The following is a 13,238-nucleotide window of genomic DNA, read 5'->3' on the forward strand; positions in this document are numbered from 1 at the left end:
TCAACAGCCCTCCAGAGGCCCTCTCACGATCCGGACGGTTCGCGTCACGGCCTTACGCTCACTGTCCGCACCTCGGACGTCTCAGGCAGTCAGCCCCAGAACCACCCATATTCAGCAGCCTCCTAGGCAGCGGCGGCGGTGAGCAGGTCGAGCATGCAGGCGCGGGCGACGTCGTAGGGCTCGGTGCCGCCGAACATCACCGCGTCGGCGTTGGCCGCGCGGCCGAGTGCGTGCAGCTCGAAGGCCAGCCGCGAGACGTCCGCCTGGAGCTCACCCAGGTCCTTGGCCTCCTGGACGCAGCCGGTGATGAACGCCGCGAAGCCGCGGCTCGCGTCCGCGACGGCGTCGTGGACCTTGCCGGGGCGGGCGTCGAACTCGGCGCCGACGTTGAAGAAGAAGCAGCCGCCGGGGAAGATCCGGCGCCGCGAGTAGTCCAGCCAGTTCTCGCACAGCGCGCGCAGCCTGCCGATGCCCGGCTCGACCTCCGAGGTCGGGCCGACGACGCTCGCCGCGAAGACCTCCCCGGCGAACCGGACGGCCGCGAGCTGCAGCTCCTCCTTGGACCCGAAGAGCGCGAACACACCGCTCTTGCTCAGTTCGAGCTCGGCCGCGAGCCTGCCGATCGACAATCCGTCGAGGCCCTCGACGGACGCGACGTCCGCCGCCCGCTTGAGCACCGTCCGGCGGGTGGCGTCACCACGGACGAGCCTGCCGTCAACGGGCATTCCGGGTCTCCCAGCGCTCGACCTTGGTGCGCACGCCGTGCCGGTACTGCGCCGAGAGGTCGGGGTTCGCGAGTACCTTGCCGGCCAGCTTGAAGTACGCCGTGCGACGCTCGGCGTCGAGCTGCGTGACGTTGGCGAAAGCCACCGTGGACACCTCCGTCAGCGTCGGCCCGTCCGCGCGCTCGGCGAGGGCCAGGACGCCGGACGTCGGCACCTCACCGGGCCGCAGGACGCGCAGGTACCAGCCGCTGCGGCCGGAGTCGATCATGCCGGGGATGACGTCCTTGCGGGCCGTCTTCATCGCGAGCTTGAAGCACGGCGTCCGCGGCTGGCACACCTGCAGCAACGCGTCGCCCCAGCTCCAGACGTCCCCGATGCGCACGGTGTCCTCGTCCGCGCCGGTCACCGACAGGTTCTCGCCGAAGTCGCCGACGGCCGTCTCGAACCCTTCCGACGCCCAAGCCGCGTAGTGCTCGGCGGGATAGACGTAAACCGCTTTGTCGACACCGCCGTGCACGGTCCGATCGGCCTGGTCGTCGCCGTCGAGGTTGATTTCCGTCAGCTCAAGGCTCTTCGCGGCCACCTTGGCCTTGCTGATCGCACTGAGCACCGGTGTGCCCCGCTCCGTCCCGAGCACGCTCGGCCTGCCAACGAACACGTCCCTCAGCTCCATACGACCAACAATAGCACGATCGTTCGTACACTTTGTGATTGCCTCTGAAGGCCACCATGAGGGCGCTAGAGTCCCTCATGGTGGCCTTCAGAGGCAATCAGCCGTTCAGGGCCGCCGACTCTTCGTCGCTGAAGAGGCGGCAGCGGATCAGGAAACGTACGCCTTCGGGCGCTTCCGGGGAAAAACCGCTGCCGCGGCCCGGGACGATGCCCTCGACGCCGAGGTCACCGAGATGCACGTCGTACACGCCCGTCTTGAACTCGCCCTTCGGGTAACACATCGGCGCTCTTCCGTCCATAGTGGACATCAGGCGGCGGCACCGTCACGCTGCCGGACGGGCGGCTCGGCACGGTCGATCCGCTACCCGAAGGTTTCCTGCTGCGCCTGGGTTCCCGTGTGCCGTCGCCCCGGCCGAAGCTGACCTGCGAGTTCCTCTCCGACGGCGTCGCGACGATCCGCCTCGACGGGCGGGAGATCCCGTTCACCGTGCGGCACGCGGAAATCCTCACCCTGCTCGCCCTGCATCCCGGCGGACTCTCGGTGGAGAAGCTCGCCCTGTTGTTCTACGGCGAAAGCGGCAACCCGGTGACCGTGCGCGCGGAAATCCACCGCCCGCGCCTCCAGCTGGGCGCAAACGTCGTGCAGACTCGGCACTACCGGCTTTCGGCCAAGGTCGACGCCGACTTCCTGCGCGCCTTCCGCGGGCCGCTGCTGCCCGAGTCCGAGTCACCTGCCGTGCGGGAGGAGCGCGAGTCGCTCACCGCATTGGTGCGCCGCGTGGTGCTGGAAAGCCGGGACCCCGGCGCGCTGTGGGCGTTCTGGGAGACCTCCTGCGGGGCGGACGATCTGGCCGTCGTCGACGAACTCTGCCTCGCCCTGCCCGCCGACGATCCGCGCCGCGCCATCGCGCTGAACCACCGCGCCCGGCTCTGACCCGCGGCGCACCGCGGTTCAGCGGACGCCGAGCGGGCGCACCGCGCGGCTCGCGAGCATCCCGGCCGTCACTCCTACGGCCAGCACCAGCACCGCCTCGATGCCGAATACCGGCAGTGTCGCGCCGCCCAGGTCCATCCGCCCGGAGAACGTCGCGAAGTCCAGTAGCAGAGCCAATCTCAGCACCAACGCCCCCGCGCTCAGCAGGGCGAGCGCCAACGTCCTCGACGGCGTCCGCCACGACGGCATCGCGAGGTACGCCACGCCCCCGGCGGCAAGCGCGAGGCAGCAGAGACCCGTCCAGTCCAGCGGCACAGTGAAGTCCGGACGCGCGAACGCCATGAGCGGCGGCATCGGGTTGAGCACGACGGCGGCAGCCAGCGCGACCAGCCACCAGCGGGGCCGCACAGGCTCGGCGTCGGAGTGGAACGCGGACAGCAGGAGCACCACGAGCGCGCTTACCGCCAGCTCCAGCCAATGACTGAAGAAGAAGAGCGGAGCTCCCGTGCTCACCGAGTCGATCATGGCGGCGACGGCCGCGTACAGGCCGCGCACCAGCCCCAGCCCGGCGGCGATCCGGGCCGCCCGCCGATGACCGTTGAGCAGCAACAGGAACGCGAACGTCCACAGTAGACCGCTGAGCGCCCACGTCGCCTGCGCGGGACCGCCGAGCTGCCGCACCGGCGGCGTCCCGAGCCACGGGACCCGGCCGTCGGCCCAGTACAGCAGCTCGACGCCGATCACCCCGGACACCGCGTTGACCAGCAGTCCGGCCAGCGCCGCCAGCCGGACGGCGCCGCCCCAGGCGGAATACCGGGCGGGCCCGGCGGAACCCGCGAACCGGAGCCGGACCGCGAGCGCCACCACGCTGGCGACCTCCGCGCGGCCCGGACGGCCGAACTCCGCGACGTACTCGGCCTCCTCCAGCTCCTCGGGCAGGGTCGAGTCCAGGAACGTCGTGACCATGTCGTCCGCCCACTTTTCCCGGTAGGACAAGGGAAGCAGCCGCAGGACCGAGCGGTACCGGCTCTCGAGGTCGCTCACGACACACCGCCCTGCCCGGCCGGTCGCCAGCCGTGCAACCGGTCCGACGCGGCCCGCGCGTTCGCCGCCTGCCGCTGGGCCTCGGCGGTGAGCGCGGCGCCGCCGGAGTCGGTCAGCCGGTAGTAGCGGCGCAGCCTTCCCTGTTCGACCTCCTCGCGATCCAGCTCGACCAGGCCGTCCCCGGCGAGCCTGTCGAGCACGCCGTAGAGCGTGCCGACCTTGAGCCGGACGCGGCCGCCGGACAGACCGGCGACCTCGCCGACGATCCCGTAGCCGTGCCGGGGCGCCCCGACCAGCGCGGTCAGGATGAAGAAGGCCTGTTCGGTCATCGTGCGGGGTGGCATGGGCTCAATATATCGTAAGCCGATATATCTTGACCAGCAGTCGATGTGACGAACCACGAGTAGACACCGTCTACAAAAGTTGATAGACAGTGTCTACAAGATGAACTCGTGGTTACGGAGAGCTGGATGGGTTACCAACGTTTCGTCGCGCTCGGCGACAGTTGCACCGAGGGGCTCGACGACCCGTACCCCGAGGGTGGGCAGTTCCGCGGCTGGGCGGACTTCGTCGCCGGTCGCCTCGCGGCCGACGAGCCGGATTTCCGCTACGCCAACCTCGGCGTCCGCGGCCGGCGGCTCGACCAGATCCTCACCGAGCAGCTGCCGACCGCGTCCGGCCTCGCCCCCGACCTGATCGCCCTGTTCGGCGGCGGCAACGACGTGATGAGCCGAGGCTGGGACGCGCGCACCGTCGCCCGCCGGGCCGACGCCGCGATCCGCGCCTGCACCTCGCTCGCGCCGACCGTGGTCACCTTCACGATGAGCGACATCTCCCACCGCATGCCGCTGGGCGCCCGGATGCGCCCGCGCCTGGAAGCGCTCAACGACGCGATCCGAGAGGCGTCCGTCAGCTACGGCGCGGTGCTCGTCGACCTGTGGCCGGACCACGCCGCGCACGACGCCCGCTACTTCGGCCCCGACCGGCTGCACCTGTCCGAGCCTGGCCACCGCCGCCTGGCGGGCCACGTGCTCGACCGGCTCGGCATCGGCTTCGACGCGGACTGGCTCGAGCCGCTGTCCGGCGTCGCGAGTCGTCCCGGGCTGCGCGCCGACCTGCGCTGGTTCTACCAGGAGGTACTGCCCGTCGCCGTCACCCGCGCGCGCAACCGGCTCATCGGCCGCGAGCCCGGCGACGGTTTCCTGCCCAAACGTCCCGGCCTGCTGCCGGTGCACCTGAGCGAAGCGGACGCATGGGCCCACGGCAACGCCTGATCACGACCGCGACCCGGCTGCTCACCGAGCAGGGCGTGGAAGCGGTGACGCTGCGCGGCATCGCGAAGGCCGCGGGTGTTTCTCACGGAGCGCCGCTGCGTCACTTCACCGGGCGCGCGGAGCTGCTCTCCGCCGTCGCGGCCCTCGGCTTCGTCGAGCTGCGTGAGCGCGAGACGCTGCTTCCGGCGGGCACGCCCCGGCAGCGGCTCATCGCCGCGTGCCACAGCTACCTGGACTTCGCGCTGGCGAACCCGGCGATGTTCGAGCTGATGTTCCGCCGCGACCTGATCGACCCGGAAGAGCCCGAGCTGATCACCCAGAGCAGCGCGGTGTTCGACCTGTTCGCGGAGCTCGTCGGAGACCTGCAGACTGACCTTAAGGACCCCGGCTGGCATCCCGGGACCGACGCACGGCTGCTCGCGGCTTCGCTCTGGGCGTCCCTGCACGGCTTGGCCCAGCTGTGGCTGTGGGGCGGGCTGGCGGGAGCGAGCTTCGCGTCTTCGCCGGAGATGGCCCTCGCGGTGACACTCGACGCGTACCTGGGCTGAGCTGGACTTCCCACCCCGTTCGCCCCAGCCCCAGCGTCTCCGCGAGCTCTGCGAGCGGAGACTTCACCGCCGCGCGCCCTCTTTCACGGCCGCCAGGCCGTCCAGAATCGCGACGGCACCCCGGCCCCGTCCTCGAGAACCGCACTTACGCTGGAACCAGGGCCGGGGTGGCGGCGCGATTATGTGAGCGCGCTGGCCAATAAACACAGGCTTCTAGCCGCACCTTTGGACCCAACCACCGACCCGTGGTTGAGCCCTGAGACACGGTTAGAAGCCTGTGTCTTTTGGCCAGCGCGCTCACAAACTCGCGCCGCCAGGCCGCCCCGACTCCCAGCGTAAGTGCGGCTTTTGCTTGAAAGGGGGCGACCTACCGTCGCGAGTTGGGAGGGCCTGGCGGCCCTAAAAGAGGGCGCGCGGCGGTGAAGTCTCCCCTCGCAGGGCTCGGGGAGACGCTGTGGCTGGGGCGAACAGCTTTGGTCGGGTTTTGTTTTTGGTGTTGTGGCTGGGTTTGTGATGTGTGGTGTGGCTGGGTTTAGAGGTTGGTGGTGTGGCTGGGTTTGTGATGTGTGGTGTGGGCAGGTTTAGGGGTTGGTGGTGTGGCTGGGTCTTGGCGGCCCTTGCCCGGCCGCGACTCGGGTCGGACTGACCCTGAAGGCCACCTTCACGGCGTTTTACGCCGTGAAGGTGGCCTTCAGGGTCAGTTGTCTAGGGTGCGAAGGGGATGGTTATGGTGCTTTCGCCCAGTACTGCTGAGACTTTTGTGCCTGCTGGGTAGTGGAGGGTGTAGTCGCGGTCGGTTACCAGGAGTATTACGGCTATGCGGTGGCCGGCCTTTAGTTGGTATTGGCGGGGCTCTAGTTTCCAGTCGAATTTGTAGGTCTGGTTGGGGCTGATGGGCTCGGTTACGCTTGCGGAGTGTCGGTTTCGGACGTCGAGCCAGCCTCGGCTGATCACCGCGTAGTCGCTCGGCGCTGTTGTGTAGGCGTACCGGGGGCGGCAGCCTGAGTCCGTTCCCGCGGTGTCGCCGAAGCACCAGGTTTTGTCCGTTGGGCCGAAGCCGGTTATGCGGTCGTCCTTGCCGTAGTCCACCAGCAACGCGCTGAGGTAGGGGGATTTACCGTCGACCGATGCGCGGACGCTGATCTCGGGCGCGCCAGAGACTCGCACGTCACGCCGCAGCGGGTCCGAGACGTACAGGAGCCTGTTCGGGTCGGCTTTGTCCTGGGCCGCGACCAGGCTGTCCGTCGTGCGCGCCGGGTCGTCGATGAAGCTCTGACGACGGCCGAAGCCCGACGGCCACCCGCCGAGTGTGCCCGGCTGGGCCTGAGAACCGTTGGCGCCCAGGCGAAGTGTGACGTCGTGTGCGCCTGGCTCGGGCCAGTCGCGGTAGTCGGTCCACTTGCCCGGCGCGGTCTCGAAGTGCACCTTCGGCTGGCGCAGGACGTCGTTGTGGACGTTGTAGAGTTCGTGGTCGAACCACTTGTGCACGGCGTCGAGCCAGGACTGCTCGGCGACGTACAGCGGGTCGTCGTGACCGGCCTGGTGCAGCCACAGTTTGCGGGGAATGTTGTGGTCCCCCAACGCCGTCCACAGGTCGGAGAAGTTCTTCGGCTTGACGTTCCAGTCGTTGATCCCGGCGACCTGGAACACGCTGCCGTGGTAGTTGCCGAGGTCCTTGGCGAAGTTGCGTTCGTTCCAGAAGGCGTTGTAGTCGCCGGAAACCCGGTCCATCGCCTGTTCCATCTCATGGATGGGCGCGGCGCACTTCTCGGGATTCTTGCGGGTCAGCACGACTTTCGCGTGCAGGTCGGCGTCCTCGCCGACGTAGCCGCCCGGCGCGACGACGGCGCCGTTCGCGCGGTAGTAGCTGTACCAGCTGGCGATGCCCGAGATGGAGACGATCGTCTTGAGGCCGGGGACACCGGTGCTCGCGACGGCCACCGGCAGCGTGCCGTCGTAGCTCTTGCCCGCCATCGCGACGTTGCCGGTGGACCAGGAGGCCTTGATCTCCTTGCCGTCGGCGCCGAACGCCTTGGCCTTGCCCGTCAGCCATTCGACGACGGTCTTCATGCCGATCTTCTCGTCGGTGCCGATCGCCGTCGGGCAGCCCTCGGAGTCCCCGGTGCCGAGCGTGCTCGCGGACAGGACCGCGTAGCCCCGCGAAACGAAGTAGTTGTCGTAGTAGACGCGGCCGTAGCTGACCGGCGGCTGTGGCCCGGTGGGCGGGTCCCACGGCGTCAGCCGGGGCACGTCGGTGACCTCCGCCGGGTGGTACTCCGTGTCGAGCGTGCCGCCGAAGTACGGGCTCGGCTCGACGATGCTGGCGACCTTCAGCGAGCCGTCCGTCTCCTTCGGCCGGGTGACGTAGACGGACAGCCTGTCCTTCTTGCCGTCGCGATCGCTGTCCACCGGCGTCTCGACGAAGACCTGCTCGCGCACGGCCTTGGCGAAGTCGTAGACGGGTTTCGTCTCGCCGTCACGGATCACCACCGCCCGCGCCTGCTCGGCGACCGCCGACGCGGGCACCGCCATGCTGATCAGTGTCACGCCGGCCAGCCCCAAGGCTGCGAGCATCCGCAAACTCCGCATCAATCCTCCAGGTCTTGCCGAATCCTGGGTCCGACACTGGCCTGCCAGGACTTCACCCGCAACCGACTTAGGTCGTTCAAGCCCAACCGGTGGGAAGCTCGCGAATGCCGAATTCCCGGCGTAACGCCGTCTTCGCGGCATTCAGCCCGCCCATACCGTGCACCCCGCCACCCGGCGAAGTCGCAGCCGAGCAGAGATAAACACCGCTCAACGGCGTGCGGTAGGTGTTCCAGCGCGGGACGGGCCGCGCGAGGAGCTGCCGGAGGTCGGTGCTCCCCGTGCCGATGTCGCCGCCCACGTAGTTCGGGTTGTAGACCCCCAGCTCGGCCGCCGAGACGCTCCGGCTCGCCAGGATCGTGTCGGAGAAGCCCGGTGCGAACCGCTCGATCTGCCGCCGGACGAGTTCGGTGCGATCCCGCGGATCCCCGCTCGGGACGTGACAGTAGGCCCAGACAGGACGCTTGCCCGGCAGCCCGCGCGACAGGTCGGCGACCATCGGCTCGGACACCAGCACGAACCGGTCCAGCGGGTCCTTTCCGGCCACGATGGCGTTTTCGGCCGCGTTCACGGCCTGGTGCGGCCCGCCGAGATGCACCGTGCCCGCCCGTCCGACCTCGGACACCGCCCACGGGACGGGCTCGGAGACGAGGAAGTCGACCTTCGCCGCGCCCGTGCCGTACCGGTAGTTCTCCAGGCCGCGCCGATACCCCGTCGGCAGCAGGTCGGCCGCGACGTCGAGCAGCCCACGCGGCGCGAGGTCGAGGAGCACCGCGCGCGAGCGGGCGAGCCGACGCAGATCGGTGATCCGGCTGCCGGTGTGCACCCGGCCGCCATGCGCGACGAGATCCGCCACCAGCGCGTCGGCGATGCGCTGACTCCCGCCCCGCGGAATCGGCCAGCCCGTCGAGTGCGCGAGGTGCCCCAGCATCAGCGCGACGCCGCCGGAGGGCAGCGCGGGCTGCCGCGTCATCACGTGGGCGGCGATCCCGGCGAGCATCGCGGGCGCTTCCGGACTGTGGAAGAGGCGCCCCGCCAGCGCGGTGCCCACCGCGAGCAGCCGGGCGGGCAGCAGCGCGGCGGCCCGCGGGTCACGCGGGAGGTGCCGGAGATCGCCGAGCAGCAGGTCCGTGACCTCCCGGCTGCGCTCGACCAGCGGCCCCATCAGCCTGCGCCAGCGGTCGCCGTCGGGCCCGAGCCGCTCGCAGGTGCGGCCAAGCTCGGCGAAGGCCAGCCCGGCGCGGCCGCCGTCGAGCGGGTGGGCGTAGGAGATCTCGGGCAGGCAGAGCTCGACCCCGTGCGCGGCCAGTCCGAACCCGCGGAAGAACGCCGACGCGGCCGCCAGCGGGTGCACAGCGGAACAGACGTCGTGCACGACAGCGGAATCGAACAGCCGCGCCGACCGCAGCCCGCCCCCGAGCTCGTCGGCGGCCTCGTGCACCTCGACCGAAAGCCCGGCCCTCGCCATGAGCACGGCGGCGGCGAGGCCGTTGGGCCCGGACCCCACGATCGCGACGTCCGGCGCCGCGCTGGCGATCATCACCCCACCCTACCGCCAGGCGAACACCTGATCGATTATTGTCGGACCCCTCGCGTATGAAGGTGCTCACCAACCCGACCAGGAAGGGGGGCCATGCCCGATCAGGACACGACGCTCGAACGCGTCCGGAAACTCCTCGCCAAGGCTGAGGATCCGGCGGTCACCGAGGCCGAAGCCGAGCTGTACAACACCAAGGCAGCCGAGCTGATCGCCCGCTACGGCATCGATCGCGCGATGCTGGCGGCCTCCGGCGCCACGCCGGACGAGATCACCACGGTCAAGATCGACCTCACCAACCCGTACAGCAGGGACAAGGCCCACCTGCTGACGAACATCGCGCATCCGCTGCGCTGCCGGGCCTTGCTGCACCGCTACGGGCAGACGGTCGAAGCGGTGACGGTGTTCGGCTACCGCTCCGACCTCGACCGGGTCGAGCTGCTCTACACCAGCCTGCTGCTCCAGGCGACCACCCAGCTGACCAGGGTCCGCCCCGGGAACAGGGTGTTCCGCGGCGAGTCACTGGCGGCCTACCGGCGCACCTGGCTGCACGGTTTCTCCGGCGCGGTCTACGAGCGCCTGCGCCGCAGCGAGGACACGGCCGCCAGGACCCACACGACCCCCTCCGGCGGCCGCTCTGCCGCACTGGTGGTCCAGGACCGCACGGCGGTGGTGCAGAACGCGTGGGAAGAGCAGTTCGGCGACCTGCGCTCAGCGCCGCGGCGCAGGCTGACCGGCAGCGGCTACCTCGACGGCCACCTCGCGGGCGAAAAGGCGAACCTCAACACCACCGGCCTCACCGGCCGCCGCACGGCCCTGCCCGCCCGCTGAACAGAACTCGGGGTACCGCGAAAGCCGTTGAAAGGCACCGCGGTCGCCGGGTCGTCCCAGCTACGTCCACACTTCCAGTGCTACTTCTCAACGTAAGCGTTGCGATTTGTGAACTTGGCGACAAGGTCCGTAACCCACCCAATATCCTTGTTTTTGATGGGTGCGGGCGTAACCTTGAATTCGTCTTTTAGCATCCGGTGAGAAATCCGGACGATCTTGCCGACATGATCGGAGCCACTCGCCGGAGCCAAACTCCTCGCGTTCTCCTCATAGGCGGCAATTCTTAGCATCGCCTGAATCATCGAATCGTATTCGTCAAATTCACGACTGGCAGACAAGGCGATAAACGTCCCCGCCTGTATAAAATAACACTCCGATTTACGTTGCGCGAGAGTTTCGAGCACGCGTGCGTTCACCGATTCCACGGCCTCTTCGTGAAGCACGAGAGAGACCATCATTTTGTCCAACCAGCCCTCCGGCTCACCCTCTTCCGTGGGAAGCCGCTCACTGGAGGAGCTTAACATCACTTCCAAGCCGCCCTCGTTGATAATTGGCGGCCGCGCTTCGTCGATGGATTTGTTCTTCAGTTTGACCCTGATCTGGTACGCAGATTCTCGCTCCTTTTCGAGACCCTCAGAGATTCTCTCATACAGCCCGTGCAGGCCAATGCCAGCTAGCGCTTCCGGGAGTTCATCGTAGGAACCGCCGCCGGCAATCCTCTTAAACCCGCGATATCCCGCATCTTCACTATTTGGCCACGATGCCAGAATAAGGACGTTGGGCCTATAGTCTTCACCACGGCTGACGCTGGAGTCAGGCCCGGCGTCAGACTCATCCTCGGCCGGGGATTCCATTGACCGCACGCGATGGTGCGGATACACCTTGTTGATCTCGGCTTTGACCAGATTAAACTCAGCGGGATCATCGGTCGTCGAAAACACTCGGAAGATATCTCGAACGGCGCCATCGTTGTGCTCGCGGAAAATCTTTCCAACACCGTCGGTCGCGTCCATTCTTTCCAGCGACATCCCGGCAGAAAGCCCATGATCAGCGGTTCTGAGCAAGCGCAACTCGGGATCAAGCTCCGCGAGTCGCTTACATAGCACGACCTGACTGCCCGCCACGAAGTATCCGCAGGTATTACCAGCATTCCGAAGGACACTCTCGAGCAACTCGCCATTCCAAGACGCCACCAGTTCCTCGACAAGCCTGGCCTGGGCAAGGTACTTGCGCTGATCCTCAGCATAACTGCATTCCCATGCATAAAAGGAACCCACCACTTGGATCGGTGCCGCTTGGCGACCACCTTCAATGACCCGGAATAGCGCCCCACCCAGGCTCGATCCTGACTTGCGCCCGACCTCGTCGAGATCGACGGCACGCAGGGCATCGCAAAGGGCGGGCATATCATTGTACTCCGCCTGGAATCTGCGCCGGGAAGGAATAGAAATAGCAAGAACCACTGGTCCCAGAGCTTGCACAAGACCTGCCCTACCGTCCGGCTCCAACTGGTCATCGACGCGTACTCGATCTGCACTCTTTCCTTTTTCCTTCGTCAGCAATGCTTTAGTGCGACCCTTGACACATTCGACGGCGTCGCTCAAAACGTCTACCAATTCCGAAGAAGGTTCACTCTGTGCGCAATTGCCAACCGAGCCCAGGAGGCGGGCGACCTGATCACGAGTTCCCTGGTTATGCGGCCCGGCCCTATTGAAGTGTTTCACGGCGATGTTGTACTTTTTCACAGCGGCAGCCGTATTCTTTGAGACGAGACTCGCCAATTCTGCCAGGTACAGCACGGGGTACGGTGACTCTACGCCGACCAGGTCAGACTCGACAGCCGGCCGGGCTGGACGCGGAGCGACATCCGATTCTCCTTGATCGTCCGAAGCCTTCTCTTTATCGTCTACATGGAAGCCATCGACATTGCGATACCGCCTGGAAGCTTCTCCCCTTGTTGCAGGATCGCCCGCACGCCAAGCTTTCATGCCCTCGACCAGGTTATCCAAGGAATCATTCACATGCTGGCAAGCTATGGCAATATCAGATAGGAATTCTTCCTCTTGTTCCGATAATCCTCTGCCCGAAGATTTGAAGTCAACTATTTGCTGCCAATTGACTATTTCACGGCGAACCAGCTCGATCGATTGAGACGTACCGGCCGCGTCTTGCCTACCCGCCATTTCGTTCAGGCTGGAAGCACGCTGGTTGTACCTGGTCAGAAACCTGACGAACGGCACATTTCCCTGACTGCTCGATGAAGTCGCTAACAGGGGCAGAAACTGCGCCTTGATCGGCACTGATGAGGTGTCGAAGATGGTGATATACTTGCGGATGATGGGCTGTACGACGGGTCCCATGGCTTACCCTCCGGTGGACGATCTCGGTCACAGATCATTGCTGCCATCGTGCGCCTATGGTTTGTGGTCCAAAGAAGTCGATGCGCACACTATCGTGCAACCGAAGATGCCCAAGGGGGCAACGCACTACTCGTTGGACAAGGACCGCCCAGGAGCGCGGCTGGCTCACTGGTACCCGAGTCGCGTCTTTCGCCCGATCGAGCACAACACCAGTGGATCCAGCGAGGTGACCGGCTGGAGTGCGCCGCGCATTCGTGACCGGCGACAGTGTCATCTCGGCGGGTCGGCTGCGCGGGTGGCTCGGCCCATCGACAGTCGGTAGATCCTCGACTGGCCATGGGTAGCGGATCTCGTACCGTGGCGGTCGGTCGGACCACGCCGACAGTCGCGGCATGCGGCATCTCGAACCGATCGAGTCCGCGGGCCGGCAGAGCCACGGTCTGCCAGGGGTCACCAGATGAATCCGGCCAAGCATTCCCAGGCATGGTTGGCCGACGAGCAGCACGGAGTCGCCCGCGACCGTCCGGGCATCACGGCGGCCCGGCGGCAGGCCGTGGCGGTGCGGTGCCGTCGTCGACCCGGCTGGGAGCCGGAGCCTGGTCTTAGCTTGTTGTTTAACCTGTTTGGTTCGTTGCGTTTGTGGCTCTTGTGTCCGTTTTGGGGTTCTTTCCGACGTGGCATACGACAGCGCGGTGGGTGTTTCGTGAGCCTGGTGGGCGGCCTGGGC

At 67.0% G+C, this 13,238-nt stretch carries 11 protein-coding genes and 1 pseudogene; 4 read left to right on the forward strand and 8 right to left on the reverse strand.

From position 1 onward, the window contains the following. Window positions 1-122: 122 nt before the first annotated feature. From QMK34_RS44585 to QMK34_RS44595, 3 genes and pseudogenes are all read right to left on the reverse strand, one after another. On the reverse strand, window positions 123-725 hold the full coding sequence (locus QMK34_RS44585; RefSeq protein ID WP_326420894.1) for a TetR/AcrR family transcriptional regulator: 603 nt from the start codon (window positions 723-725) through the stop codon (window positions 123-125). Further along, window positions 715-1,398: an MOSC domain-containing protein gene (locus QMK34_RS44590; protein WP_326420895.1), complete on the reverse strand. Its 684-nt coding sequence runs from the start codon at window positions 1,396-1,398 to the stop codon at window positions 715-717. The genes QMK34_RS44585 and QMK34_RS44590 overlap by 11 nt, the downstream gene beginning before the upstream one ends. 97 nt (window positions 1,399-1,495) lie before the next feature. Continuing rightward, a pseudogene (locus tag QMK34_RS44595) lies at window positions 1,496-1,693 on the reverse strand (DUF779 domain-containing protein); the annotation flags it as partial. Between the two features lie 101 nt (window positions 1,694-1,794). On the opposite strand from QMK34_RS44595, the gene QMK34_RS44600 reads away from it, so the two are divergent. Beyond that, window positions 1,795-2,331: a helix-turn-helix domain-containing protein gene (locus tag QMK34_RS44600; RefSeq protein WP_326420896.1), complete on the forward strand. Its 537-nt coding sequence runs from the start codon at window positions 1,795-1,797 to the stop codon at window positions 2,329-2,331. A gap of 18 nt (window positions 2,332-2,349) precedes the next feature. Here QMK34_RS44600 and QMK34_RS44605 read toward each other — a convergent pair whose 3' ends face one another. Both QMK34_RS44605 and QMK34_RS44610 read right to left on the reverse strand, forming a co-directional pair. Next, complete coding sequence (locus QMK34_RS44605) at window positions 2,350-3,375, reverse strand: hypothetical protein (RefSeq protein ID WP_326420897.1); 1,026 nt, start codon at window positions 3,373-3,375, stop codon at window positions 2,350-2,352. After that, window positions 3,372-3,719, reverse strand: coding sequence for a PadR family transcriptional regulator (locus tag QMK34_RS44610; RefSeq protein WP_326420898.1), 348 nt, complete (start codon window positions 3,717-3,719; stop codon window positions 3,372-3,374). Before QMK34_RS44610 ends, QMK34_RS44605 begins: the two co-directional genes overlap by 4 nt. A 126-nt stretch (window positions 3,720-3,845) precedes the next feature. On the opposite strand from QMK34_RS44610, the gene QMK34_RS44615 reads away from it, so the two are divergent. Together QMK34_RS44615 and QMK34_RS44620 are read left to right on the forward strand one after the other, a co-directional pair. Next, complete coding sequence (locus QMK34_RS44615; RefSeq protein WP_326420900.1) at window positions 3,846-4,649, forward strand: SGNH/GDSL hydrolase family protein; 804 nt, start codon at window positions 3,846-3,848, stop codon at window positions 4,647-4,649. Beyond that, window positions 4,628-5,197 carry a TetR/AcrR family transcriptional regulator gene (locus tag QMK34_RS44620; RefSeq protein WP_326420901.1) on the forward strand — a complete coding sequence of 190 codons (570 nt, stop codon included), beginning with the start codon at window positions 4,628-4,630 and terminating at the stop codon, window positions 5,195-5,197. Before QMK34_RS44615 ends, QMK34_RS44620 begins: the two co-directional genes overlap by 22 nt. Before the next feature lie 705 nt (window positions 5,198-5,902). Here the strand turns inward: QMK34_RS44620 and QMK34_RS44625 are convergent. After that, entirely contained in the window at window positions 5,903-7,771 is a 1,869-nt protein-coding gene (locus QMK34_RS44625) for a Xaa-Pro dipeptidyl-peptidase (RefSeq protein WP_326420902.1), read from the reverse strand. A 91-nt stretch (window positions 7,772-7,862) separates the two neighbouring features. After that, window positions 7,863-9,323, reverse strand: coding sequence for a phytoene desaturase family protein (locus tag QMK34_RS44630; RefSeq protein ID WP_326420903.1), 1,461 nt, complete (start codon window positions 9,321-9,323; stop codon window positions 7,863-7,865). Window positions 9,324-9,416: 93 nt separating this feature from the next. Here QMK34_RS44630 and QMK34_RS44635 point away from each other — a divergent pair, with 93 nt between their 5' ends. Further along, complete coding sequence (locus QMK34_RS44635) at window positions 9,417-10,151, forward strand: DUF2786 domain-containing protein (RefSeq protein WP_326420905.1); 735 nt, start codon at window positions 9,417-9,419, stop codon at window positions 10,149-10,151. A gap of 80 nt (window positions 10,152-10,231) precedes the next feature. Here the strand turns inward: QMK34_RS44635 and QMK34_RS44640 are convergent, their stop codons facing one another. Next, a complete protein-coding gene (locus QMK34_RS44640; RefSeq protein WP_326420906.1) occupies window positions 10,232-12,511 on the reverse strand; it encodes a hypothetical protein in 2,280 nt (759 codons plus the stop codon). Between the last annotated feature and the right edge of the window lie 727 nt (window positions 12,512-13,238).

The organism is Amycolatopsis sp. H20-H5, assembly GCF_035828755.1.
Taxonomy (GTDB): Bacteria; Actinomycetota; Actinomycetes; order Mycobacteriales; family Pseudonocardiaceae; genus Amycolatopsis.